The organism is Roseovarius nitratireducens (genome assembly GCF_002925845.1).
GTDB classification, from domain to species: Bacteria; Pseudomonadota; Alphaproteobacteria; order Rhodobacterales; family Rhodobacteraceae; genus Roseovarius; species Roseovarius nitratireducens.
On record NZ_PDNI01000065.1, the window covers coordinates 46,448 to 70,481 of the forward strand.

At 66.3% G+C, this 24,034-nt stretch carries 22 protein-coding genes; 13 read left to right on the forward strand and 9 right to left on the reverse strand.

What is annotated here, in order from left to right; translation table 11 throughout:
- The first annotated feature begins 83 nt into the window (after positions 1–83).
- From CRJ03_RS13075 to CRJ03_RS13085, 3 genes are all read left to right on the forward strand, one after another.
- On the forward strand, positions 84–551 hold the full coding sequence (locus tag CRJ03_RS13075) for a YbaK/EbsC family protein (protein ID WP_104019322.1): 468 nt from the start codon (positions 84–86) through the stop codon (positions 549–551).
- 45 nt (positions 552–596) lie between these two features.
- Positions 597–1,043, forward strand: coding sequence for an RDD family protein (locus tag CRJ03_RS13080; protein WP_104019624.1), 447 nt, complete (start codon positions 597–599; stop codon positions 1,041–1,043).
- Between the two features lie 75 nt (positions 1,044–1,118).
- On the forward strand, positions 1,119–1,946 hold the full coding sequence (locus CRJ03_RS13085) for an arginyltransferase (protein WP_104019323.1): 828 nt from the start codon (positions 1,119–1,121) through the stop codon (positions 1,944–1,946).
- A gap of 133 nt (positions 1,947–2,079) precedes the next feature.
- On the opposite strand, the gene CRJ03_RS13090 is transcribed toward CRJ03_RS13085, so the two are convergent.
- Positions 2,080–2,892 carry a protein-disulfide reductase DsbD domain-containing protein gene (locus CRJ03_RS13090; protein WP_104019324.1) on the reverse strand — a complete coding sequence of 271 codons (813 nt, stop codon included), beginning with the start codon at positions 2,890–2,892 and terminating at the stop codon, positions 2,080–2,082.
- A gap of 114 nt (positions 2,893–3,006) precedes the next feature.
- Between CRJ03_RS13090 and CRJ03_RS13095 the strand changes: the two genes are divergently transcribed.
- From CRJ03_RS13095 to CRJ03_RS13135, 9 genes are all read left to right on the forward strand, one after another.
- Positions 3,007–3,591 carry a YqgE/AlgH family protein gene (locus CRJ03_RS13095; RefSeq protein WP_240611671.1) on the forward strand — a complete coding sequence of 195 codons (585 nt, stop codon included), beginning with the start codon at positions 3,007–3,009 and terminating at the stop codon, positions 3,589–3,591.
- Between the two features lie 49 nt (positions 3,592–3,640).
- Positions 3,641–5,401, forward strand: a complete 1,761-nt coding sequence (locus CRJ03_RS13100) for a sensor histidine kinase (RefSeq protein WP_104019625.1) — start codon at positions 3,641–3,643, stop codon at positions 5,399–5,401.
- Positions 5,398–6,627 (forward strand): sigma-54-dependent transcriptional regulator, encoded by a 1,230-nt coding sequence (locus tag CRJ03_RS13105; RefSeq protein ID WP_104019326.1) that lies wholly within the window; start codon positions 5,398–5,400, stop codon positions 6,625–6,627. The genes CRJ03_RS13100 and CRJ03_RS13105 overlap by 4 nt, the downstream gene beginning before the upstream one ends.
- Positions 6,628–6,878: 251 nt before the next feature.
- On the forward strand, positions 6,879–7,880 hold the full coding sequence (locus CRJ03_RS13110) for a DctP family TRAP transporter solute-binding subunit (RefSeq protein ID WP_104019327.1): 1,002 nt from the start codon (positions 6,879–6,881) through the stop codon (positions 7,878–7,880).
- A 92-nt stretch (positions 7,881–7,972) separates the two neighbouring features.
- Positions 7,973–8,638 carry a TRAP transporter small permease gene (locus CRJ03_RS13115; RefSeq protein WP_104019328.1) on the forward strand — a complete coding sequence of 222 codons (666 nt, stop codon included), beginning with the start codon at positions 7,973–7,975 and terminating at the stop codon, positions 8,636–8,638.
- Complete coding sequence (locus tag CRJ03_RS13120) at positions 8,638–10,014, forward strand: TRAP transporter large permease (RefSeq protein ID WP_104019329.1); 1,377 nt, start codon at positions 8,638–8,640, stop codon at positions 10,012–10,014. The genes CRJ03_RS13115 and CRJ03_RS13120 overlap by 1 nt, the downstream gene beginning before the upstream one ends.
- Before the next feature lie 191 nt (positions 10,015–10,205).
- On the forward strand, positions 10,206–10,709 hold the full coding sequence (locus CRJ03_RS13125; RefSeq protein ID WP_338066353.1) for a flavin reductase family protein: 504 nt from the start codon (positions 10,206–10,208) through the stop codon (positions 10,707–10,709).
- 46 nt (positions 10,710–10,755) lie between these two features.
- Entirely contained in the window at positions 10,756–11,973 is a 1,218-nt protein-coding gene (locus CRJ03_RS13130; protein ID WP_104019330.1) for an MFS transporter, read from the forward strand.
- Positions 11,974–12,033: 60 nt separating this feature from the next.
- Positions 12,034–12,420, forward strand: a complete 387-nt coding sequence (locus tag CRJ03_RS13135; protein ID WP_104019331.1) for a hypothetical protein — start codon at positions 12,034–12,036, stop codon at positions 12,418–12,420.
- A gap of 13 nt (positions 12,421–12,433) precedes the next feature.
- Here CRJ03_RS13135 and CRJ03_RS13140 read toward each other — a convergent pair whose 3' ends face one another.
- The gene (locus CRJ03_RS13140) at positions 12,434–13,306 is read right to left on the reverse strand and encodes an NAD(P)-dependent oxidoreductase (RefSeq protein WP_104019332.1); all 873 of its coding nucleotides are present in this window, start codon (positions 13,304–13,306) and stop codon (positions 12,434–12,436) included.
- Between the two features lie 94 nt (positions 13,307–13,400).
- Between CRJ03_RS13140 and CRJ03_RS13145 the strand changes: the two genes are divergently transcribed.
- Positions 13,401–15,875: a penicillin acylase family protein gene (locus CRJ03_RS13145; protein ID WP_104019333.1), complete on the forward strand. Its 2,475-nt coding sequence runs from the start codon at positions 13,401–13,403 to the stop codon at positions 15,873–15,875.
- Positions 15,876–15,939: 64 nt separating this feature from the next.
- On the opposite strand, the gene CRJ03_RS13150 is transcribed toward CRJ03_RS13145, so the two are convergent.
- The 7 genes from CRJ03_RS13150 to CRJ03_RS13180 all read right to left on the reverse strand — a co-directional run bounded on the left by CRJ03_RS13150 (position 15,940) and on the right by CRJ03_RS13180 (position 23,971).
- Positions 15,940–16,728: an FAD binding domain-containing protein gene (locus tag CRJ03_RS13150; RefSeq protein WP_104019334.1), complete on the reverse strand. Its 789-nt coding sequence runs from the start codon at positions 16,726–16,728 to the stop codon at positions 15,940–15,942.
- A gap of 13 nt (positions 16,729–16,741) precedes the next feature.
- Positions 16,742–19,105 (reverse strand): xanthine dehydrogenase family protein molybdopterin-binding subunit, encoded by a 2,364-nt coding sequence (locus CRJ03_RS13155; protein WP_104019335.1) that lies wholly within the window; start codon positions 19,103–19,105, stop codon positions 16,742–16,744.
- Positions 19,106–19,225: 120 nt separating this feature from the next.
- Positions 19,226–19,711 (reverse strand): (2Fe-2S)-binding protein, encoded by a 486-nt coding sequence (locus CRJ03_RS13160; protein WP_104019336.1) that lies wholly within the window; start codon positions 19,709–19,711, stop codon positions 19,226–19,228.
- Positions 19,712–19,813: 102 nt separating this feature from the next.
- On the reverse strand, positions 19,814–20,806 hold the full coding sequence (locus CRJ03_RS13165; RefSeq protein WP_104019337.1) for a molybdopterin-binding protein: 993 nt from the start codon (positions 20,804–20,806) through the stop codon (positions 19,814–19,816).
- The gene (locus CRJ03_RS13170) at positions 20,803–21,771 is read right to left on the reverse strand and encodes an XdhC family protein (RefSeq protein WP_104019338.1); all 969 of its coding nucleotides are present in this window, start codon (positions 21,769–21,771) and stop codon (positions 20,803–20,805) included. The genes CRJ03_RS13165 and CRJ03_RS13170 overlap by 4 nt, the downstream gene beginning before the upstream one ends.
- A 6-nt stretch (positions 21,772–21,777) precedes the next feature.
- Entirely contained in the window at positions 21,778–23,040 is a 1,263-nt protein-coding gene (locus CRJ03_RS13175; RefSeq protein ID WP_104019339.1) for a vWA domain-containing protein, read from the reverse strand.
- A 58-nt stretch (positions 23,041–23,098) separates the two neighbouring features.
- Positions 23,099–23,971, reverse strand: coding sequence for an AAA family ATPase (locus tag CRJ03_RS13180; RefSeq protein ID WP_206018377.1), 873 nt, complete (start codon positions 23,969–23,971; stop codon positions 23,099–23,101).
- Positions 23,972–24,034 lie beyond the last annotated feature (63 nt).

Below are 24,034 nucleotides of genomic sequence, written 5' to 3' on the forward strand. Positions count from 1 at the left end.
TGATACAGGCGCGGCGGGTCTGGTCAATGGCCCGGCGTCGTGAAACACTGATGCAATACCGACGGAATACCGACAGGATACAGATGAGCAAAAGTGTCGCCCGCGTGCGCCGCGCCCTCGCCGGCGCCGGTCTGGATATAGAGCCGATCGAGACCGGCAACGCCACCACCGCGCAGATGGCCGCGGACCTCGTGGGCTGCGACGTGGCGCAGATCGCCAAGTCGATCATGTTCCGCGACGAAAGCAGCGGCGACGCGATCCTGTTCGTCACCTCTGGTGCCAATCAGGTCGATCTGGCGGCGGCAGGCACTGTGGCAGGCGTGCCCCTGGGCCGCGCCGATGCCGCGCTGATCCGCGCGCAGACAGGCTTTGCCATCGGCGGGGTCTCGCCCGTGGGTCACCTGACGCCGCCGCGTGCCTTCTTCGATCCGCATTTGCTGCGCTTCGATGAGGTCTGGGCCGCGGCGGGCACGCCGCGCCACCTGTTCGGGATCGCTCCGGGGCGGCTCATGGAGATTTCCGGGGCTCAACGCGCGGATTTCACCGCCTGACCTCTTGCAATCGGCGGCCCCCTCGCCAAGCTATAGCGCATGGCGATGCACGACACATGGGCCCTGCCCGACCCCGACACGCAACCCGAATTCTACGCCGATGTCGCGGCCAAGCGGCTGGTGGCCTTTGTCGTCGATACGCTCGTAATCATCGTGCTGAGCCTTCTGGTGGTGCCCTTTACCGCCTTCACCGGGCTTTTTTTCTTCCCGGTTCTGATGGCTGTGATCGGGTTTGCCTATCGCGTCGTGACCATCGCGCGCGGCTCGGCCACATGGGGGATGCGCCTCGTCGCGATCGAGTTCCGCGCCGCCGATGGCCGCCGCTTCGACCTCGGATTGGCCTTTGCGCACACGCTGGGGCTCGCGATCTCTTTCGCGCTGCCGCTGTTGCAGGTGATCTCGATTGTGCTGATGCTGACGCGTCCGCGCGGCGAAGGATTGAGCGATCTGGTGCTGGGCACGGTCGCGCTCAACCGTCGCGCCACGATGTAACAGCGCGGTGACGTTCCCCTTGGCGGGCCGGGGTTTCGTTGTTAACGTCAGGGCTGAATACCACTGGACACCCGCATGAGACACACGCTTCCCATAGCGCCCCAGTTCTACGTGACGGCGCCGCAGCCCTGCCCCTACCTGCCGGGCCGGATGGAGCGAAAGTTGTTTACCGCACTTCAGGGCGAGGGGGCGCAGCGGCTCAATGACGGGCTGTCGAAACAGGGATTCCGCCGGTCGCAGAATGTGCTCTACCGCCCGTCCTGCGCCGATTGCGCGGCGTGCCTCTCGGCGCGGATCGACGTGGCGGATTTCTCCCCTTCGCGCACGCAGCGGCGCGTTGCGCGTCGAAACGCCGGTCTCGAACGGCAGGTCGCCTCGCCCTGGGCTACCGAGGAGCAATACGCCCTCTTCCGCCGCTATCTCGAGAGCCGCCACGCCAGCGGCGGCATGGCGGACATGGACACGTTCGAATTCGCCGCGATGATCGAGGAGACACCGATCCGCACGCGCGTGGTGGAATATCTCGACCCCGAGACCGGCGCTCTCGTGGCCACCAGCCTCACCGATATTCTCGATGACGGGGTGAGCATGGTCTATTCCTTCTTCGAACCGGACTTGCCCAAGGCGTCGCTCGGGACCTACCTGATCCTCGATCATGTCGAGATCGCGCGCGAGATCGGGCTGCCTTACGTCTACCTGGGCTACTGGGTGCCGGGCAGCGACAAGATGGGCTACAAGGCGGCGTTTGCGGGGCTGGATGTCTATGCGGGCGGGCGCTGGCAACGCGTCCATGACCCCGACGCCTTTCGCTCACGGGCGCATCCGCTGGTCAACGACCCGATCGCCGAACAGGTCGCCAATATCTCGCTACCCGATACCGGACCGGTGCGGCGCAGGGGTTGAATGGGTCTGAACCGTGCCGCGGCGTCCTGCCTGGGCGTACATGCCGGTTTCGAGCCACCCGAACATGCCAGATCAACGAATGCCTCCGGGCGCGGGAGCGCGAAAACGTGTCACGCCGCGGGCGCGAACACCCTCAGCGTCCCGTGCAACCCCGGATATCGACGGCGTCGCCGGTGGAGAGCACGGTAAAGCGCAACGCGCTGCGGTCGAGCACGAAGCCACGCCCGTCGACATGGTAGATTTCGGTGCGTGCGCTGATCCGACCGCCCGCGCGCGCGGTCTCGGCCTGCGCCACCCACAGTTCGGGGTCGCCGCTCTCGACCACCACCATCTCGCGCGCGCCCATCTGCGCCATCTCGATCTCGACGGCAAGTTCCATGCCACCCGCCACCGGCGCAACCCGGCAGATCACCTGCCCGACACCGGCCTCGGTGGCTGTGTAGGGTCGCGCGGCAAGCGCCGCCGCGATCCGTGGATCGCGGTCGCCGTCGCCGCCGAGCGGAAGATCAAGGCTCACCTCCGTCTCGACCGGCACACAAATATCGCTGCACACGCCAATCTCCAGATCACCGGCAAGCGAAACAGGCTCCCCCGTCCGCGCCGGTGTGATGCGAACCGGCAGGATCAGGTCGTGCGAATAGCCGATGGTACGCAACCCGTTGGTGGTGGTCTGCTGTGGCGTGGGCCACAGAACCTCGACCGCGCCGACATTGCGCGACCCTCGCCAATCGAACCGCGGCGGGATGCCCGCCTCGCCCGGCGCGCGCCAGTAGGTCTTCCATCCCGGTGCCAGCTCGAATCGCAGCGCCGCCATTAGCGTGCCATCTGCCATGCGCCAGCCCGGAAGGATGCTGACCGCAACCATATCCTGCGGCGTGCGCGCCGACGCCGGTGCGACCACGGTTACCGCCAAGAGGACGATAGACAGGAGATATCTCGCGAACATGGGCCTGACATGGGGCATTTTGAGATCAAAGCCAACTCACAAACAGGCGAGAATTCCTGCACGCGCGTCAACACACCGCTTGCACAGTCCCGCTCCCCTCCCCATTCTCGGGGTATGAGCGCTCCCATGCCGTCCACCGCGCCGGTCGACCTGACCGGCAAGATCCTGATCGCGATGCCCGGAATGGGCGATCCGCGGTTTGCCTACTCGGTCGTCTATCTCTGCGCGCACAGCGCCGAGGGTGCCATGGGACTGATCGTCAATAAACCCGCACAGGACCTCCAGATGTGCGACCTGCTCGAACACCTGTCAATCACCCCGGGCCCTAAAATGCGCGACATGCCGGTGCATTTCGGCGGCCCGGTAGAGCATGGCCGGGGCTTCGTGCTGCACGATGACGGCTACCGCTCGGACATCGCAACGCTCAATGTGGCGGAGGGGTTCGGGATGACGGCGACGCTCGATATTCTCGAGGATATCGCGCAAGGCCGCGGGCCGGATCGGGCCATTCTGGCGCTGGGATATGCCGGCTGGGGGCCCGAGCAACTCGAATCAGAGCTGGCAGAGAACGGTTGGCTAACCTGCGACGCCGATGCCGATCTGGTCTTCGACAGCATTGATGCCGACAAATGGGAAACCGCGCTCACCCGCCTCGGCATCTCGTCGCTGACGCTGTCGTCAGATGCCGGGCACGCCTGAGACGGTTGGCACTGGCCAACCGCGCGGCAGACGCGGTAATCTGCGCACCATGCTGCGCGCGACCCCACGTTTTTTCCTCGTTATTCCGTTCCTGCTGGTATCGGCGATGATCACCGGCGCGGTCTGGCAATATGGATACCGGCAGGCCCTGGACGATCTCGTGCAGCGCGGAAAGGCCGACCTGTCGCTGGTGGTGGGCGGGCTGGTGGCCGATCTTCAACGCTACCGCGACCAGGTTGTGGCGATGGCCGATCACCCCACGCTGGTGGCGCTTACCGGACCGGCGGCGCCGCAAGCGCGGAACCGGGCCGAGCGCCTTCTGACCGCCGCTGCGGACCGCACCGGAGCGGCAGCCCTATATTACACCGATACCGGGGGCAATATCCTCGCGGGAACCGATGTGCATGGCGGCGCGTTTACCGGCACCGCGGTGTTCAAGCGCGCGATGGATGGCGCGCTCGGGACCGCCCGAGCCGACGCCCGCGCACATGGCGGCAGGGTCTTCGAATTCGCCGCTCCCACCTTCGCACGCGACGGGAGCGTCTCCGGCGCGGTAATCTCGGTGGCAGCGGCCGAGCACATGGAGTTCGGCTGGCGCGGCATGAGCACGGCGGTGTTCCTGGTGGACGGCGCGGGGACGGTGTTCCTGTCCAACCGATCCGAGCTTCTGGGCTGGCGCAAGGCATCGGACCGGGCGCAACTGATCCCGCCGGGCGGCGCGCCCGTGCCGATGGAGCAAAGCGAGGGCGGACCACACGAGATCTGGCACATCGACCTCGGCAACTACCTGCCACGGCAGGCGCTGCGAGTGGCTCAGGACGTGCCGCGCATCGGCATGACCGGCGCGGCGCTTGTCGATACCGCCCCGGCACGCCGGCTTGCCGCGCTTCAGGCAGGGGCGGTGGCGGCGCTGTTCCTGTTCTTCGGAATGCTGCTATTGCTGGCGCAGGAACGCCGCCGCGCGCTGGCCGCGGCCAATGCCGATCTCGAGCACCGCGTGGCCGAGCGCACCGAGACGCTCAGCCGCACGAACCGTGCGCTCCAGCGCGAGATCGGCGAGCGGCAGGAGGCCGAGGCCGCCCTGCGCCGCGCGCAAGCCGAACTGGTGCAGGCCGGCAAGCTGAGCGCGCTGGGCAAGATGAGCGCCGGCATCAGCCACGAGCTCAACCAGCCACTCATGGCAATCCGCCAATTTGCGAGCAACGCCGCCGCCTTCCTGCACCGCGACGCCCCCGACCGCGCCGCCGAGAACCTCGCGCGCATCGATGAGATGGCACACCGCATGAGCCGTATCATCCGTAACTTGCGCGCCTTCGTGCGCAACGAGAACGAACCAATGGGCCGCGTCGATATCCGCGCCGTGGTGGATGCCGCGCTCGACATGATGACTGAGCGGCTCCGCAAGGACAAGATCACCATCGACTGGGAGCGGCCGCCGCAACCGGTTTTTGTCCAAGGCGGCGAAGTCCGGCTGGGGCAGGTTCTGGTCAACCTGATGACCAATGCGGCCGACGCCATGCGCGAGAGCCCCGAGCGTCGCATCGCGATCACGGTCGAACACGCCGACGGCGCACCGGTGCGTCTGAGCCTGCGGGACACAGGCCCCGGAATCGATGAGCCCGACAAGATATTCGATCCGTTCTACACCACCAAGGATGTCGGCGGCGAGGGCATGGGGCTAGGGCTGTCGATCTCCTACGGGTTGGTGCAGAGCTTTGGTGGTCGCATCACCGGCAGCAACACCGGGAGCGGCGCGGAATTCACAATCGAACTCGACCAGTGGAACGACGCGCGGGAGAGCGCGGCATGAACCGCGAGGTACTCGTCGTGGACGACGACCGCCCGGTGCGAGAAGCGCTGGCGCAGACTCTGGAACTGGCGGATTGCAATGTGCGCGCCACCGGATCGTTCATCGAGGCAAAGGACCATATCGCCGCCGAGTTCCCCGGCGTGATCCTCTCGGACATCCGCATGCCGGGGCGCGACGGATTTCACCTGCTGGACCACGCGCACGGGATCGACGCCGAACTGCCGGTCATCCTGCTGACCGGCGAGGGCGACATCCCGATGGCGGTCAAGGCGATGGGCGCGGGCGCCTTCGACTTTCTCGAAAAGCCCTGCGCGCCCGAACAGCTCGTCGCGGTGATCGACCGCGCGCTCAACACCCGTCGCCTCGTGCTGGAAAACCGCCACCTCAAGGCACAGCTGGAAACCGGCGATCCGGCGGCGCGCATGATTTTCGGCACCTCGGGTCTGTCCGAGAGCCTGCGTCACACGGTGCGGCAGGCGGCGCGCGCGGGCACCGAGGTTCTGGTCACCGGCCCACCCGGTGCGGGCGTGTCCAAGGTGGCCGAGGTTATCCACCTGATGTCGAAGGGCGCGAACGGCCCCTTCATCAAGCGCGCCGCGGCCGGACTCACCCCGGACGGGCTCGATGCCGCTTACGGGCAAGCGACGGGCGGCAACCTGTTTCTCGACGAAGTGATGGTCCTACCCACCGAGAGTCAATACGCCCTGCTCGACCGGCTCGACCCCGGCGGCGAGGCGCGGCTCATCGCAGGCAGCACCGCCGACCTGGCGCAGGCCGCCGCCAACGGACGCTTCAACGCCGATCTCTATTACCGGCTGGAGGTGCTGCGTGTCCGCATCCCGGCGCTGTCGGAGCGGCCCGAGGACATTCCGGTACTGTTTCGTCACTACGTCGCGCAGGCCGCCGAGCAGGCGGGGCTCGCCGCGCCGGAAATCAACCCCGATCACCTCGCCGCGCTGATGGCGCAGGACTGGCCAGGCAATGCCCGCTCGCTCATGTCAGCGGCGATGCGCTTCGTACTGGGTATGCCCGACAGCGGTGCCGACACGGCGGAGCTGGGTCTCGCCGAACAGATGGCGCGGCTCGAACGCTCGCTGCTGATCGCGGCACTGGGGCGGCAGAACGGGCGGGCAGCGCAGGCGGCGGAGGCGCTCAAGCTGCCACGCAAGACCTTCTACGACAAGCTGGCGCGCTACGGGATTCGCCCCGAGGATTACCGCCGCTAAGCCGCCAGTAAACTGTGCGGAAATCCGCACGATCACTGTGCCCCCAGTGCGGAATACCGCACAAGCCATGACGCAAGTACAAGGCCGCCATGCAAAGAGTGGTGTGTAATAGCCTGAACACGCTTCAAAAACAGGCAGCACGCCCGACAATTGCACAAAAACTTGAGTGGCGCGCCAGTTTCTCCCACCATGGCCGTACCGCGCCGCACTGGCGCTGTGGAAGACTCAGAACCTATGGGAGGAGACCCAAGATGAAATTCCTGACCGCTGCCGTATCGGCACTGGCTCTGACCGCGGGCGCGACCACCGCGATGGCCGCCTGCGACGACGGCGAGATCGTCGTCAAGTTCAGCCATGTAACCAACACCGACAAACACCCCAAGGGCATCGCCGCCTCGCTGCTGGAAAAGCGCGTCAACGAAGAGATGGACGGCACGATGTGCATGGAGGTGTTCCCCAACTCCACGCTCTACAACGACAACAAGGTGCTCGAGGCAATGCTTCAGGGCGACGTGCAGCTCGCCGCGCCGAGCCTCTCGAAATTCGAGAAGTTCACCAAGCAGTTTCGCCTGTTCGACCTGCCCTTCATGTTCAAGGACATCAACGCCGTCGATGCCTTCCAGGCCTCCGACAACGGGCAGGCGCTGCTCGATTCCATGCAGCGCCGTGGCCTTCAGGGACTGGCCTACTGGCATAACGGCATGAAGCAGATGTCGGCCAACGTACCGCTGATCGAGCCCTCCGACGCCGAGGGGCTGAAGTTCCGCGTACAGCAATCCGACGTGCTGGTGGCACAGTTCGAGCAGCTGGGTGCCAACCCGCAGAAGATGGCCTTCTCCGAGGTCTATGGTGCGCTCCAGCAGGGGGTCGTGGACGGGCAGGAGAACACTTGGTCGAACATCTACGGCAAGAAGTTCTTCGAAGTGCAGGACGGCGTGACCGAAACCAATCACGGCATCATCGACTATCTGGTGGTAACCAGCGTCGACTGGCTCGACAGCCTCGATCCGGAGGTGCGTGATCAGTTTCTGACGATCCTGGACGAGGTGACCGAGACCCGCAACAAGGAGTCCTACGAGGTCAACCAGGCTGCCAAGCAGGCGGTTATCGACGCCGGCGGCGAGGTGCGCACGCTCACGCCCGAGCAACGCAGCGCTTGGGTAGACGCGATGAAGCCGGTCTGGAATCAGTTCACGGACGATGTCGGCCAGGAGAACATCGACGCGGCCCAGGCGATCAATGCCAGCATGTAAGATCGCGTGCCGCGCCTGAGCGCGCGGCCTACGGGGCGGGCCAAAATCGATTGGCCCGCCCCTTTTGCAAGTACTCCGGGGAGGAGGGAACGATGCAGACCCGTCACAGCATGGTGGACCGGATCGAGGAGACGCTGATCGCCGCGCTTCTCGGCCTGATGACAGTGGTGACCTTCGCCAATGTCGTCGCGCGCTACCTGTTCAACTCGAATATTCTCTGGGCACTGGAACTGACCGTGTTCATGTTCGCCTGGCTGGTGTTGCTCGGCGCGTCCTACGCTGTCAAGAAACGCGCCCATCTCGGCGTCGATGTGGTGCTAAACATGCTGACGCCACCCGCACGCCGCGTGCTTGCGCTGGTGTCGGTGGCGTGCTGTCTCGTTTTCTCTCTCTTTCTGCTCAAGGGCGCGTGGGATTACTGGTCGGTGTTTGCCGAACTGCCACCCACCACCGGGCGCTGGCTCCCCACCGGGCTCAATTTCGACGCCCGCGGGCAGGGCTGGTATGAGGTCGAGAGCGTGCCGATGCCCGAGGTTCTGCGGTTCGTCGAGGACTGGATCAACTACGGCGAGGAATACGAGAAGATGCCGCGCGCGATCCCTTACGTTGTGCTGCCTTTGTCAATGCTGCTTCTGACGCTGCGCTTCGCACAGGTGGCGATCGCCATCTGGCAGGGCCGTGACGACCGGCTGGTGGCCAGCCACGAGGTCGAGGACGAACTCGAAAGCGTGCGCGCGCAGCACGGAGGGCAGGACTGATGGAAGTCGCACTTCTCTTTTCACTGGTCATCGGCCTGCTGCTCATCGGCGTGCCGATCGCCGTCTCGCTGGGACTCAGCTCGACGCTTTTCCTGCTGTGGTTCTCGGAATCCTCGCTCGCCTCGATCGCGCAGACCCTGTTCTCGGCCTTCGAGGGGCATTTCACGCTGCTCGCGATCCCGTTCTTCATCCTCGCATCGGCCTTTATGACGACAGGCGGCGTGGCGCAGCGGATTATCCGCTTTTCCATCGCCTGCGTGGGGCACCTGCATGGCGGGCTGGCGATTGCCGGTGTGTTCGCCTGCATGCTGTTTGCCGCGCTGTCGGGCTCGTCGCCGGCGACGGTGGTGGCAATCGGCTCCATCGTGATCGCGGGGATGCGCCAAGTCGGCTACACCCGCGAATTCGCCGCCGGTGTCATCGCCAATGCCGGCACGCTCGGCATCCTGATCCCGCCGTCCATCGTGATGGTGGTCTATGCCGCCGCGGTGGATGTGTCGGTGGGGCGGATGTTTCTCGCCGGGGTCATTCCTGGCCTGGTGGCGGGCGGGATGCTGATGTCGACGATCTACATCATGGCACGCATCCGCAACATGCCCAAGGGCGAGTGGCAGGGCTGGGGCGAGATCTTGGCCTCGGGCCGGGATGCGGCATGGGGTCTGTTCCTGATCGTGATCATCCTGGGCGGTATCTATGGTGGCATCTTCACGCCAACCGAGGCCGCAGCAGTAGCCGCCGTCTACGCCTTCTTCATCGCGTGTTTCGTCTACAAGGACATGGGGCCGCTCGCCACCGAGGGCGACGAACGCAACGCCTCGCTACTGCGCAAGCCACAGGCGCTCGTGACGGCGTTCTTCCACGCCGACACGCAGCGCACGCTGCTGGAGGCGGGCAAGCTGACGGTAACCCTCCTGTTCGTGATCGCCAACGCTCTCATCCTCAAGCATGTGCTGACCGACGAGCAGATCCCGCAATCCATCGCCAACGCCATGCTCTCGGCGGGGTTCGGGCCGGTGATGTTCCTTATCGTGGTGAACATCATCCTGCTCATCGGCGGACAGTTCATGGAGCCCTCGGGCCTCCTCGTGATCGTCGCGCCACTGGTCTTTCCCATCGCGATCGAGCTGGGGATCGACCCCATTCACCTCGGCATCATCATGGTGGTGAACATGGAAATCGGTATGATCACGCCGCCGGTGGGGCTCAACCTCTTCGTCACCTCCGGCGTGGCGGGGATGCCGATGATGGCGGTGGTACGCGCGGCCCTGCCGTTCCTCGCGGTACTCTTCGTGTTCCTGATCATCGTCACCTACGTGCCGTGGTTGTCAACCATCCTGCCCAATACCTTCATGGGGCCGGAGCTTATCATGCGCTAGCCTGTGCTCCGCGTAACTGCAGGCCACGCGCGGCGGGGGCGACAGCCCCCGCCGCATGGCGTTTTTCGAGACCTTGCCATTACGGCACTTGGAAACCACACGGGGCCACGCTACCTGATCCGTCCGGGGCGGGCCTTTACCGGGGCACGTTTCGCCGCTACCCATGCCTGGCAAACGACAGGGAGAGCCTCGTGACTGTTACCGGTGCCGTCGTGGACAGCGATGCCTTCCTTGCCGCCATGCGACAGGTCGCGGCGACCGTCACCGTGGTAACGACCGACGGGTCGGCGGGGCGCGCGGGTGCAACGGTGAGCGCCTTCACCTCGCTCTCGGCCGATCCACCCTCGGTCATCGTCTGCCTGCGCGCCGACAGTCGGATCGCACGCACGGTTCTGGATAACCGCGCATTCTGCGTCAACGTCCTGCCCGAGGACGCGGTAAACGTGGCACGCGCGTTTGCCGGCCCGTCGCCCGACGACCCGGCGGACCGATTCCGTGACCTAGAGATCGCCTACGGGGCGCACGGTCCCCTGCTGCCGCGCGCCACGAGCTTTTCCTGCGTGCTGATGGAACACGTGCTGCACAACACCCACGCCATCTGCATCGGATCGGTCCGCGCGCTGGCGGTGGCCGGGGAAAAGCCGCTCACCTATCTCAGCGGCGACTACCACCGCGTGCGCCCACACGAGGGCTGAGCACAGCCTCTTGCGTCCGCCCCGACCGCGGTCTAGCACTGCGTGCATGACCGACACCGCCCTCCCCCAAGACGACAGCCGTGCGCGCCGCAACGTGGCCGTACTTGTGGGTGCACAAGCTGTTCTCGGCGCGCAGATGCCGATGATCTTCGTGGTGGGCGGGCTGGCCGGGCAATCGCTCGCCTCCAACCCCTGCTTCGCGACGCTGCCCATCTCGCTCATCGTGCTGGGCTCTATGCTGTCGGCGACGCCGATGGCGCACGTGATGCAGCGCTTCGGGCGGCGCACGGGCTTCTTCCTTGGCGCGCTTTTCGGCGCGGTGGGCGCTGCGGTGGGTGCGTGGGGGCTCTATACCGCCTCCTTCCCGGTGTTCCTGCTGGGCAGCTTCCTGACCGGCACGTACATGTCGGCGCAGGGCTTCTACCGCTTCGCCGCCGCCGATACGGCAAGCGACGCGTTCCGTCCCAAGGCGATCTCTTACGTGATGGCAGGCGGTCTCCTGAGCGCCATCGTCGGCCCGCAACTGGTCAAGCTCACCTCGATGAGCATGGTGATCCCGTTTCTCGGCACTTACCTCGCGGTGATCGCGGTCAACCTCGTGGGGGCGCTGCTATTCCTGCTGCTCGACATCCCGCGCCCGCCGGTGCCGGCGCATGACGCGCCGCGCGGACGCTCGCGGCTCGAATTGCTGAAAACCCCGCGCATCGCCGTGGCGGTGATCTGCGCGACGGTGGCCTATTCGTTGATGAACCTGGTGATGACCTCGACACCGCTCGCGGTGGTGGGCTGCGGCTTCACGCCCAGCCACGCCGCCGATATCGTGTCGGCGCATGTGCTGGCAATGTATATCCCGTCGTTTTTCACCGGCCACCTGATTGCGCGATTCGGGGTCGAACGGATCGTGACCACCGGCCTCGTCATCCTCGCGGGCGCCGGCGCGGTGGCGCTTTCAGGGGTAACGATAGACAGGTTCTACGCCGCGCTCATCCTCTTGGGACTAGGCTGGAATTTCGGCTTTATCGGGGCCACGGCCATGCTTGCAGGAGAGCACGAGCCGCATGAACGGGGCCGCGTGCAGGGGATGAACGACCTCATCGTGTTCGGCGGCGTGACCTTCGCCTCGCTCGCCTCAGGCGGGCTGATGAACTGCTCGGGCGGCACAGCAGAGGCCGGCTGGACTGCTGTCAACGTTGCAATGGTGCCGTTCCTTACACTCGCGGGCGGTGCGCTCATCTGGCTGGCGATGCGCCCACGCGCGGCCTGACCGCTGGCGGCAGCGGCGGATACTGAGTATTTTTGCCAAGAAGAAACCGGGAGCGTGCGCATGATCCGCGAGATTTGGCACGGCTACCGCCGCCTGCCCCTCTGGGTTCAGCTCTGGGTGGCGGTGTTTCTCGTGCCAGTAAACGCTGCCTCCCTGACCTTTGTCTCGCACCCCTCTGGCGTGTGGGTCGCAGCGATGGCGGTGGGCGCCATGCTGCTCAACGGCGCGATCATGCTGGCCGAGCGCGGGTTTTCCAAGCTTATGGCGCTGCCGCATGTGGCGATCTGGACACCGATGCTGGGGCTGGTGGCGTGGTTGCTGGCGCAGGATATCGCTCCCGCTTACCGGGGCTATCTTCTGATCCTGCTGGCAATTGATACAGTGTCGCTGGTCCTTGACGCGCTCGACACGCGCAAATGGCTGTCAGGCGACCGGGAGGTCGCCTGACCGCGGCCGGGTCTCAGCCCAGCTTGCGCAGACGCGCCAACAGGCTGGAGGTGTCCCAGCGCCCGCCGCCCATCTTTTGCACGTCCTTGTAGAACTGGTCGACCAGCGCGGTCACCGGCAGGCTCGCGCCCACCTCATCGGCGGTATCGAGGCAGATACCCAGATCCTTGCGCATCCAGTCCACCGCGAATCCATGGTTCCACTTGTCATCGAGCATGGTCTCGTAGCGGTTGGACATCTGCCATGAACCGGCCGCCCCCTGGCTGATAACCTCGACCACCGCGCGCCCGTCGAGCCCTGCCTCCTCTGCGAAATGCAGCGCCTCGCTGAGGCCCTGAACCAGCCCGGCGATAGCAATCTGGTTGGCCATCTTGGTCATCTGCCCAGCGCCGCTCTCTCCGATGCGGCGGCAGAGCTTGGCATAGACCTGCATCACCGGCTCGGCCCGCGCATAGACGGCCTCGTCGCCGCCGCACATGATCGAGAGCTGCCCGTTCTCGGCCCCCGCCTGCCCGCCGGAGACCGGCGCATCGACAAAGCCCACGCCGCGCGCCTGCGCCGCCGAATAAAGCTCGCGGGTGACCTTCGCCGATACGGTGGTGTGATCGACGAAGATCGCGCCCTCCGCCATGCCGGCGAAGGCACCATCATCGCCCAGGCAGACGCTGCGCAGGTCGTCATCGTTGCCTACGCAGGCCATCACAAATTCGGCGCCCTGCGCCGCCTCCCGCGGTGTGGCGGCAGACCGTCCGCCATGCTCGGCCACCCATTTGTCGGCCTTGGCGGCGGTGCGGTTGAAGACGCAGACCTCGTGGTCCGCCGCCTGAAGATGCCCGGCCATCGGGTAGCCCATGACGCCCAATCCAAGAAATGCCAGTTTTGCCATGTCGCTTTCCTCCTGTCGCGTGCCCATTGTCTCGCCCCGGATTTCTGACTATCCCCGGCGGGGATGCAAGCACAAACTCGGAAAGGCACCGCCCATGCCGGTGATCCTTAAATGGCTGTTGCGTGCCGCGGGCGGGCTGGTTGCGCTGGCACTGGTGGCGATGGTTCTCGCCTATATGCTGCTCGCGCGCTCGCTGCCGGATTATGACAAGCGGCTCGCCGTCGAGGGGGTTTCCGACCCGGTCGAGATCGTGCGCGACAATGCAAACGTGCCGCATATCTTCGGTGAATCCGACGCCGACACCTTCTTTGGCCTCGGCTATGCCCATGCGCAGGACCGACTGTGGCAAATGACCATGATGCGCCGCACCGTGCAGGGACGGCTGTCGGAGGTATTCGGGCCGCGTACCGTCAAGATCGACACCACGCTCAGGCGTTTCGATCTCTACAATCTCGCGCGGGCCTCGGTCGCTGCGCAAGATGCCGAGACGCTGGCGGCGCTCAAGGCCTATTCCGACGGGGTCAATGCCCGCCTGACCGAGATCAACCGTGAGGCGCTGGGGCGTGGTGCACCGGAGCAGTTCATGTTCAACGCCCCCGTGGCCCCGTGGCAGCCTGCCGATTCGATTGCGCTCATCAAGCTGATGGCGGTGCAATTGTCGGGACATCTGAGCGAGGAGGTGCTTCGCGCGCGCGTCTCGCTTGCGCTCGACGATCAGGACCGGCTCGACGACATCCTCCCGGACGCGCCCGGCGGCGGCATCGCGGCGTTGCCCGATTACGCAAGCCTGTTCCCCGACGCGGAATTTGCCCGCGCGGCGGAGGCGGATGCCCAAAGCCACCCGCTCTCGCCCTTCAAGGAGCGCGCATTCGCAGGGGCGTCCAATGCCTGGGCCGCAGCCCCGGACCGCGCCGCATCGGGCGGCACACTGCTGGCCAACGATCCGCACCTAGGCTTTTCCGCGCCGTCGATCTGGTATCTTGCGCGACTCGAGCTCGAGACGGGCGGGGTGATCGGCGGCACCATTCCCGGCATACCCGCTATCCTGACAGGCCGTAGCGCGCGGCTGGGCTGGGGGCTAACCTCGTCCTACCTCGACGATCAGGACGTAGTCATCGAACGGCTCAACCCAGATGATTCGAACCAGTACCTAACACCCGATGGCTGGGCTCCCTTTCGCACCACGCGCTCGATCGTCGAAGTCAAGGACGCCGACCCCGTCACCCTCACTCTGCGCTGGACGGAAAACGGCCCGGTCCTGCCCGGCAGCCACTACGACCTCGGCGAGGTGACGCCGCAGGGCCATGTGGCGGCGGTGAACTGGACAGCGCTCTCGGGCGATGACACCACCATGACTGCCGCCATGCGGCTCATGCAGGCGGGGTCGGTCGCCGAGGCGATCAAGAGCACGCGGCTCTTTGTTGCGCCCTCGCAGAACCTGACGGTCGCAGACGAGACCGGCATCGCGCTCAAGCTCATCGGCGCGATGCCCCGCCGCGACGCTCGCCACGAGAGCGAGGGCCGTATGCCCGCGCGCGGCTGGATTGCCGAGAACCGCTGGCAGGGGATGCTGCCAACCGCGGCGAACCCGGAATTCATCGACCCCTCGGGCGGCATCCTCGGCAATACCAACAACAAGATCGTGGACCGCCCCTTTCCCATGCATGTCAGCCACAACTGGGGCGACACGCAGCGTATCCATCGCTGGCGCGAGCTGATGCAGCGGCGCGAGGTGCATACGCGCGACAGTTTCATAGAGGCACAGCTTGACACGGTAAGTTTTACCGCGCGCTCGCTCCTGCCGCTGATCGGGGCGGACCTGTGGTTCACCGGCGAGGCCGCCCCCGAGGGCACGCCAGAGCGCCTGCGCCAGCGCGCGCTAGAACTGCTGGCCGACTGGAACGGCGAGATGAACGAGCACCTGCCCGAGCCACTTATCTACGCGGCATGGATGCGATCACTGATGAAGCGGCTCATCGAGGACGATCTCGGGCCACTTGTACGCGACTTCGATCACCCCGAGCCGGTGTTCATCGAGCGGGTGTTTCGCGACGTGGACGGGGCGTCGGCATGGTGCGACATCCGGCACTCAGCCGCGCGCGAGACCTGCACTGACATCGCGCGGATGGCGCTCGACGACGCGCTGATCTGGATATCCGAGCGCTATGGCCGATCATTGGAAAGCCTGCGATGGGGCGACGCCCACCAGGCCACGCACGATCATCAGGTGCTGGGCGAAGTTCCGCTCCTGCGCTATTTCGTCAACATCCGCCAATCAACCTCGGGCGGTGACAACACGCTCCTGCGCGGGCGCACCCGCGGCGGTACAGGGCCGGACCCGTTTCACAACGTCCACGGGGCGGGCTATCGCGGCGTCTATGATTTCGCCGATCCCGACAGCAGTGTGTTCGTCTCCTCAACCGGCCAGTCGGGTCATTTCCTGAGCCGCCATTACGACGACCTCGCCCAGCTCTGGAGACGCGGCGAATACATCCCGATGTCTCTAGACGAGGGTCTCGCGCGGGCGGCGGCGGTCGGGGTAACGGTGCTCGAACCGCGCGGTCAGTGAATGAAGGCAGGCCGCGCCGGTTGTCCCGACGCAGCCCTCGACCTGGCCATTCCGTGACCGGACCTCAGCCCGCCGCCGCCACCGCCCGGCGCGTCATCACGCCTACGAGATGTGCGCGGTACTCGCCCGAGCCGTGCAAGTCCGAGATCATACCGTCGCCCGACAGGCTCAGGCCCTCGACCGCGCCCGCCGAGAAATCGGAGCTGAGCGCAGCCTCGGCTTCGGACCAGCGGAACACGCCATCCTCGGACGCACCGGTGACCGCCACGCGCACGCCGTCCGGGTATTTTGCCACGAACACACCCACGAGCGCGAAGCGCGAGGCCGGCTGGTCGAATTTCTGGTAGCTGGCCTTCTCGGGCACGGGGAACCGCACCTCTGTGATGATCTCGCCGTCCTCCAGCGCTGTGGCGAACATCCCGTCAAAGAAGTCATCCGCCGCGATCTGCCGGTTGGTGGTCACCACCGTGGCACCCGAGGCCAACACCGCCGCCGGGTAGCAGGCCGACGGGTCGTTATTGGCGAGGCTGCCGCCAATCGTGCCGCGGTTGCGCACCGCCGGGTCGCCAATATTGGCGGCGAGGCTAGCCAGCGCCGGATAGGCTCCCGCGCCCTTCGCTACGTCGGCATGGCTGGTGCCCCCGCCGATGCACAGCGCACCGTCGTCGGCGGTACAGATGCCCTTGATCTCGTCCACCCCCGACAGTGCGACGAGCCGCGCGGGCGCAGCCAGGCGCGCCTTGAGCGCCGGAATGAGCGTCTGCCCGCCACCCAGCGCCTGCGACTCCTCGGCGCCCAGCGCCTTCACGGCATCGGCCAGAGTGGTGGGCCGGTCTATCTCGAAAGCATACATGTTCTGTCCTCCCTCAGCCCTGCATCGCCTGCCACACCCGCGACGGCGAGAGCGGCATGTCGATATGGGTGATGTTGCTGCCACCCGTGCGCAGCGCATCCACGACCGCGTTGACCACGGCGGGCGGGCTGCCAATGGCCCCGGCCTCGCCGCAGCCCTTCACGCCCAGCGGGTTGTGGGTGCAGGGCGTCTGGCAGGAATGATCGACATGGTAGAACGGCACGTCATCGGCGCGGGGCATGGCGTAATCCATGTAGCTGCCGGTCAGAAGCTGGCCGTTCTCGTCATAGGCGCAGCCCTCGAGCAGCGCCTGCCCGATGCCCTGCGCAAGGCCCCCGTGCACCTGCCCCTCGACAATCATCGGGTTGACCACGTTGCCGAAATCGTCGGCGGCAGCAAACCGTTCGATGGTTACGCGCCCGGTCTCGGGATCAACTTCCACCTCGCAGGCATAGGCCCCCGCCGGGTAGGTAAAGTTGGCCGGGTCATAGAACGCCGTCTCTTCCAGCCCCGGCTCGATATCCTCCAGCGGGTAGTTGTGCGGCACGTAGGCCGCCAGCGTCACGTCGCCCCAGGCCACCGACTTGTCGGTGCCCGCGACCGTGAACTGGCCGTCCTTCAACTCGATATCGCCCTCCGAGGCCTCCATCAGGTGGGCGGCGATCTTGCGCGCCTTGTTGATGATCTTCTCGGTGGCGCGCACCATCGCCGAGCCGCCGACCGCGAGGCTGCGCGACCCATAGGTGCCCATGCCCATCGGCACGCGGGCGGTGTCGCCATGCACGATATCCACCTGGTCGGCGTCGATGCCGATCATCTCGGCGATCACCTGCGCGAACGTGGTCTCGTGGCCCTGCCCGTGGCTGTGGCTGCCGGTCATCACGGTGAGCCCGCCGGTGGCGTTAACGCGTACCGTTGCGCTCTCGTAGAGGCCCGCGCGCGCACCAAGCTGGCCGACGAGGTTCGACGGCGCGATGCCGCAGGCCTCGATATAGCAGTTTACGCCGAGGCCGCGCAGCTTACCGCGCTTTTCGCTCTCGGTCCGCCGAGCGGCGAAGCCCTTGATGTCGGCGATCTCCTCGAGCTTGTCCATCGTGGCGTGGTAATCACCGGTGTCGTATTCCACTGCCACCGGCGTGGCATAGGGAAACTCGGTAATGAAATTCTGCCGCCTGAGGGCGATCGGATCGACGCCGAGCTCGCGCGCCGCCTTGTCTATCACGCGCTCCAGTTGATAAGTCGCCTCGGGCCGCCCGGCCCCGCGATAGGCGTCCACGGGTACGGTGTTGGTGAACACCGCCTTGACGTTTACGTAGATCAGCGGCGTCTTGTAGTTTCCGGCCATCAGAGTGCCGTGCAGCCAGGTCGGCACGCAGGGCGCAAAGGTGCTCAGATACGCGCCCATGTTGGCATGGGTATCGGTGCGCAGCGCGGTAAAGTTATTGTCCGCATCGAGCGCCAGTTCGATCTTGGTCACGTGGTCGCGCCCGTGTGCGTCCGACATGAACGCCTCCGATCGGGTCGAGGTCCACTTGACCGGGCGATTGAGCGCGCGCGCCGCAAAGGTACAGAACGCCTCCTCAGCATAGTGGTAGATCTTCGAGCCGAACCCGCCGCCCACGTCGGGCGCCACCACGCGCAGCTTGTGCTCGGGGATGCCCAGCACGAAGGCGCCCATCAGCAGCCGGATCACATGCGGATTCTGGGATGTGGTGTAGAGGGTCGATTCGTCGCTCGCGCGGTTGTAGTCGCCCACCGCCACGCGCGGTTCCATCGGGTTGGCGATGAGCCGGTTGTTCACGAGCTCCAGCGAGGTGACATGCGCGGCCTTGCCGAACGCCTCGTCCACCGCCGCCTTGTTCTCCTCGACGAAGCCCCAGTCGTAACAGAGGTTCGAGGTGAGATCATCATGGACCTTGGTCGCGCCGTCCTCCAGCGCCGCCTTCATGTCCACGACCGCGGGCAATTCCTCGATATCGAGGACGATCGCCTCGGCGGCGTCGCGCGCCTGCTCGCGGGTCTCGGCTACCACGGCGGCGATGGGGTCGCCGACGTGGCGCACCTTGCCCTGCGCCAGCACCGGGTGCGCCGGCTCCTGCATCACCTCGCCGAACCGGTCGGTAACCTGCCAGCCGCAGGGGATACCGCCGACACCCTCGAAATCCGCGCCGGTAAAGACCCGGATAACGCCGGGCATGCCCTCGGCATCGGTGGTATCAACCTTCTCGAGCCGCCCATGCGCGACATCCGACCGCAGGAAATGCACATAGGCCTGGCCGCGCAGGTTGATGTCGTCTGTATAATTTCCCGTGCCGGTCAGAAAGCGCACGTCCTCGCGCCGCTTGCTGCTGGCACCGATGCCTCCATCCTTTGGCATGTCTCGATCCTCCCTGAATCTTCCGGGGTCTCCCCCGTCCCTGACCCGCGGCGATTCATCTTGCCCGAAATACTCCGGGGAAGCGCCGCAGGCGCGGGGGCAGCGCCCCCTCGATATCGCCTATTCCGCCGCGACCCGGCTCACATCCTGGCCGCTCGCCGCCATGATCGCTTTCACGATGTTGTGATAGCCGGTGCAGCGGCAGATATTGCCCTCGAGATAGTCGCGAATCTCCGCCTCCGTGGGTGTCGGGTTCTCGGCCAGAAGGGCCGCCGCCGACATTACCATGCCCGGCGTGCAGAACCCGCATTGCAACCCGTGATGGTCCTGGAACGCAGCCTGGATCGGATGCATCGTGCCGTCGGGTTCGGCCATCCCCTCGATGGTCTTCACCTCGGCACCCTCTGCCTCGGCGGCAAAGATGGTGCAGGCTTTCACTGCGCGCCCATCCACATGCACCACACAGGCACCGCACTGGCTGGTGTCACAGCCCACATGCGTACCCGTCAGGCCGAGATTGTCTCTGATGAATTCCACAAGCAGCGTTCGGCCCTCGATCTGGCCTTTCGCCGGCTTGCCGTTCACGGTCATGCTGACCTCTGGCATTGGCTCCTCCCGGTTGCTTTGTTCGTAACTTCCTGACCTGAGCCTAGCGTCCGTTCCGCAAAACTCAAATGATACTTGAGCATGCCAACCGCGCGCCGACGGTCAGCCTCGCGGGCCGCGGCGCGGCTGCGGGCGCGTGGGAATTTCCTTGAGCAGCCCGCCCACCCCCATAGCCGCGATTTCCTCGGCCCCGCAGGGCAGGCCGCAGGCGACACGCGCCAGCACCCAGTCGGCCCCGTGCAGGACGGGCGAGCGCGCGCTGCCGGGCAGGCCGATCACGGGCCGCGCGCCGATCTCACCCAGAAACAGCAGGTTGCCGGGGTCGACCGGCAGCCCGAATCGGATGAGCCGCCCGCCCGCGCGGCAAAGCGCCTCCGGGGCTGTGTCGCGTACATCCGAGGTGGCCGAGGCGGTGAGGATGAGCACGATCTCGCCCGGTGCCTCGATGATCGCCCGCGCCAGCGCCAGCGCGTCATGGGCGCAGGTCGCCGTTCCCGCCATCTCCATCCCCAGCCCGGTGACCCGTGCGGCGATCGCCTCCGCGCCCTTGTCGCCCGGCCCGCCAAGGACATCCGTCACGATCAGACTCGCGGTCGCATACCGCGCCGTGGCCAGCCGGATCGAACCGCGCGCCGACTCCGCCGCGCGCTCCACCGCCGCACTCGGCACACCATAGGCGATGATCTTGACCGTCGCGATCATGCCGCCCGCTCGGATCTGGTGGTGGTCGGGCACGGTGGCCACAGTGATCATCGAATCGATGGCGTTGGCTGCGTTGATGGCGGCGGCGTCGAGGCAGACCACGCCGGGCGCCTCGGCTATCAGGTTCACGCGGCCCGTGAACGGGGAACTCAGGCCAATCCCGTCGGCCCCGTCATGCAGCGCGCGCGCCAGCGTATCGGCCGCGGCATCCTCGTGCAGGTCGCCCGCCTCCAATCGCGCGACAGTGACATGATCATAGCCCGCCGCCGCCAGCGCCGCGATCTCGTCCGCGCCCAGCACCGCCCCCTTGCGCAACCGCCCCGTGGCCACCTGCTCGGAATGGGCGAGAATCGCACCCTCTGCCTGATCCAGCGGCACGGCGCCGAATTTCATGTGCCTTTCCTCAGAACCTGCGTCATCTGGGCCAGGATGCTTACCGCGATCTCTGCCGGCCCCGCCGCCCCGATATCGAGGCCGATTGGGCCGTGAATGCGCGCGATCTCGACCTCGGAAAATCCGGCGTCGGTCAGCCGCGCCACCCGCTTGGCATGGGTCCGGGTCGAGCCCAAGGCACCAATATAGAACACTTCCGAGCGCAGCGCCTCCCCGAGCGCGGGATCGTCCAGCTTGGGATCATGCGTCAACAGCACGAGCGCCGTGCGCCCATCCAGCCCCAGCGCGCGCAAGCCCTCGTCGGGCCAGTCGTCCAGAACCGTCTCGCCCGGAAACCGCGCCTCCGAGGCAAAGCTCTCGCGCGGGTCGATCACCACCGGGTCAAAGCCCGCGATCCGCGCCATCGGCACCAGCGCCTGCGCGATGTGCACGGCTCCCACGACAATGAGACGAAGCGGCGGATTGTGGATGGCGACGAAGGTCTCGCCGTCCTCCTCGAAGCCCGAGCGGTCCATGCGGAACCGCACCTCGTGCCCCTCGCGCTCCAGCCGCCGCCGGGCCGTCATGCCGGTGACATAGGCAACCGGCACCCGGCCTTCCCGCGCCAGCACCAAGTCGGCCAGCACGTCTTCGGGCATGACCGACCCCACCGGCTCGACCAGCACCCGGATCGTACCACCGCAGGCGAGCCCCACGGCAAAAGCGTCGTCATCGGTGACGCCGTATTCGAGCATCGCCGGGCGGCCCGCCTCTATGGCGTCCAGCGCCTCGACCACCACCGCGCCCTCGACGCAACCACCCGAGACCGAGCCCGCGATCTCGCCCTCGCCGCTGATTGCCAACTGGCTGCCCACCCGACGCGGCGCGCTGCCCCAGGTCTCGACCACGGTGGCGAGCGCCGCCCCCTTGCCCGTCCGGTGCCAGGCGAGCGCGGTCTCGGGAATATCGTCAAACCGGTCCGTCATGCCTTATCACCCCTCCATCGCTGCCATCAGGCGCGCTCTCTCACCGCCATCCTCGACGCGCGAGAGCGCTTCGGCAAGCTCTTCGAGAGTGGCAACCGAATGGCCGGCGCGGAACGCGTCGACATGCGGCAGCATCGCCCGGATGCCTTGGGCCTTGGGCGCGAACCCGTCCCACCGGAGCAGCGGATTGAGCCAGATCAGCCTCCGCGCCGAGAGGTGCAGCCGCTCCATCTCGTGGCCCAGTTGTCCCGCCTCCTCGCGGTCGAGCCCATCGGTGATGAGCAGCACCACCGCCCCCTGCCCCATCACCCGGCGCGACCAGTCGCGGTTGAAGGCGTGCAGGCAAGCGCCGATCCGCGTGCCGCCCTCCCAATCCTGCGCCTGTTTTCCGGCGGCGGCAAGGGCCGCATCGACGTCGCGAGTGGCCAGGTGGCGGGTGATGTTGGTGAGCTGCGTGCCGAATGTGAAGGCATGGACCCGCGCCCAACCGACCCCCTTTCGATTGGCGACGGCATGAAGAAAATGCAGGACCATGCGGCTGTATTGGCTCATGGACCCTGAAATATCGCAAAGCACCACAAGGTTCGGCCACCGCTCCCGCGGGGTCTTGCGATGCACTCGGCGCATTTCCCCCCCCCGCCGCAGCGCCGCCCGCAGGCTCGCGCGCGCGTCGAGCCTCGGCCCGTGCGGATCGGCGATCCCGCGCCGCGAGGCCAGCGGACGCACCGGCAGCGACAGCCGCGCCAGCATCCGCTTCGCCTCTGCGATCTCGGCATTGGACATCTGCTCGAAATCGAGCCTGCGCAGCCGCTCCTCGCGCGACATGGTGGCGGTGGCGTCGATCTCGATCACCGTCTCCTCGTCGAGATCCTCACCGTCGCTCTCGGCCGGTGCCCGGTCCACCCCGTCGAGCAGCGCCTCCGCCGCGCGCTTCTCCGCGGGGGCAGCGCCACGGTCCTCCTGCACGCCGCGAATGGCGGGCAGCATCATCGCCATCATGTGCTCCATGTAGCGCGGATCGCGCCAGTAGAGGCGGAATATCTGAGCGAAAACAGTCAGGTGCTCGGGTCGTGTCACCAAGCAGGCGCGCAGCGCGTAGAAAAAATCAGACCGCGAGGTGAACCCCGCCGCCGCGACCGCGCGCACCGCGTCGATCACGCGCCCGGGGCCCACCGGCAGCCCGGCGGCCCTGAGCGCGCGGGCGAAATGGACGATGTTATGGGTGAGTTTCGGGTTGTCCGGCAGATCGAATGGCGCGGATTCGGTCATGGCGTCTCGTGGGGACACTGCCCCCACGCCCCCGGCGTATTTCGATCAAGAAAAAACATCAGACAGGTGCCAGTCCCGCCCGCGCCTCATCCAGAATACGCTTGGCTTCCGAACCTTGTAACCGCGCGATATCATCCTGGTATTTGAGCACCGCGCCCAAGGTGTCGGCGATCACCTCGGGGGAAAGGCTAACCACGTCGAGCGCCAGCAGGCACTTGGCCCAGTCGATCGTTTCGGCCACGCCCGGCTTCTTGAACAGGTCCTCGGTGCGCAGGCGCTGGACAAAGGCCACAACCTCGCGACTGAGGCCTTCGGCAGCCTCCGGGGCACGGGCCTGCAATATCTCGATCTCGCGGTCGAAATCAGGGTACTCCACCCAGTGGTAGAGACAGCGTCGCTTGACCGCGTCATGCACTTCGCGGGTACGGTTGGACGTCAGGATGACGATAGGCGGCTCGGGGGCGGCGATGGTGCCCAGTTCGGGAATCGTCACTTGAAAATCGCTCAGGGCTTCGAGCAAGAACGCCTCGAACGGCTCGTCGGTGCGGTCGATCTCGTCGATGAGCAGCACCGGCGCGCCGCCTGATTGCGGCCGCATCGCCTGCAACAGCGGGCGCTCGATCAGGAACTCCTCGGTGAAAACCTCGTCCTTGAGATGTGCGCGATCCACCCCGCCCGCGGCCTCGGCGGTGCGGATGGCGATCATCTGCCCGGCAAAGTTCCACTCGTATACGGCGGTGGCGGCATCAAGACCCTCGTAGCATTGCAACCGGATCAGGCGGCGGCCCAGCGCAAGGCTGAGCGCTTTGGCGATCTCGGTCTTGCCGGTTCCGGCCTCACCCTCAAGAAACAAGGGCCGCCCGAGCCGCAGCGCGAGAAAGGCGACGGTGCCCAGAGCGCGCCCGCAGACATAGCCTTGCGCGCCGAGCATGTCCTGCACTGCGCCAATGGATTGGGGGATATTCACCTGCCAGACCTCCGTCTTCCTCGCCCC

Bases quoted from the DNA above. Each gene is read 5' to 3' on its own strand.
- CRJ03_RS13145 (WP_104019333.1), top strand. From the start codon at position 13,401: ATGCCGGTGATCCTTAAATGGCTGTTGCGTGCCGCGGGCGGGCTGGTT.
- CRJ03_RS13155 (WP_104019335.1), bottom strand. From the start codon at position 19,105: ATGCCAAAGGATGGAGGCATCGGTGCCAGCAGCAAGCGGCGCGAGGAC.
- CRJ03_RS13160 (WP_104019336.1), bottom strand. From the start codon at position 19,711: ATGCCAGAGGTCAGCATGACCGTGAACGGCAAGCCGGCGAAAGGCCAG.
- CRJ03_RS13105 (WP_104019326.1), top strand. From the start codon at position 5,398: ATGAACCGCGAGGTACTCGTCGTGGACGACGACCGCCCGGTGCGAGAA.
- CRJ03_RS13090 (WP_104019324.1), bottom strand. From the start codon at position 2,892: ATGTTCGCGAGATATCTCCTGTCTATCGTCCTCTTGGCGGTAACCGTG.
- CRJ03_RS13135 (WP_104019331.1), top strand. From the start codon at position 12,034: ATGATCCGCGAGATTTGGCACGGCTACCGCCGCCTGCCCCTCTGGGTT.
- CRJ03_RS13120 (WP_104019329.1), top strand. From the start codon at position 8,638: ATGGAAGTCGCACTTCTCTTTTCACTGGTCATCGGCCTGCTGCTCATC.
- CRJ03_RS13170 (WP_104019338.1), bottom strand. From the start codon at position 21,771: ATGACGGACCGGTTTGACGATATTCCCGAGACCGCGCTCGCCTGGCAC.
- CRJ03_RS13075 (WP_104019322.1), top strand. From the start codon at position 84: ATGAGCAAAAGTGTCGCCCGCGTGCGCCGCGCCCTCGCCGGCGCCGGT.
- CRJ03_RS13095 (WP_240611671.1), top strand. From the start codon at position 3,007: ATGAGCGCTCCCATGCCGTCCACCGCGCCGGTCGACCTGACCGGCAAG.
- CRJ03_RS13085 (WP_104019323.1), top strand. From the start codon at position 1,119: ATGAGACACACGCTTCCCATAGCGCCCCAGTTCTACGTGACGGCGCCG.
- CRJ03_RS13110 (WP_104019327.1), top strand. From the start codon at position 6,879: ATGAAATTCCTGACCGCTGCCGTATCGGCACTGGCTCTGACCGCGGGC.
- CRJ03_RS13150 (WP_104019334.1), bottom strand. From the start codon at position 16,728: ATGTATGCTTTCGAGATAGACCGGCCCACCACTCTGGCCGATGCCGTG.
- CRJ03_RS13175 (WP_104019339.1), bottom strand. From the start codon at position 23,040: ATGACCGAATCCGCGCCATTCGATCTGCCGGACAACCCGAAACTCACC.
- CRJ03_RS13100 (WP_104019625.1), top strand. From the start codon at position 3,641: ATGCTGCGCGCGACCCCACGTTTTTTCCTCGTTATTCCGTTCCTGCTG.
- CRJ03_RS13140 (WP_104019332.1), bottom strand. From the start codon at position 13,306: ATGGCAAAACTGGCATTTCTTGGATTGGGCGTCATGGGCTACCCGATG.
- CRJ03_RS13080 (WP_104019624.1), top strand. From the start codon at position 597: ATGCACGACACATGGGCCCTGCCCGACCCCGACACGCAACCCGAATTC.
- CRJ03_RS13180 (WP_206018377.1), bottom strand. From the start codon at position 23,971: ATGCTCGGCGCGCAAGGCTATGTCTGCGGGCGCGCTCTGGGCACCGTC.
- CRJ03_RS13130 (WP_104019330.1), top strand. From the start codon at position 10,756: ATGACCGACACCGCCCTCCCCCAAGACGACAGCCGTGCGCGCCGCAAC.
- CRJ03_RS13115 (WP_104019328.1), top strand. From the start codon at position 7,973: ATGCAGACCCGTCACAGCATGGTGGACCGGATCGAGGAGACGCTGATC.
- CRJ03_RS13165 (WP_104019337.1), bottom strand. From the start codon at position 20,806: ATGAAATTCGGCGCCGTGCCGCTGGATCAGGCAGAGGGTGCGATTCTC.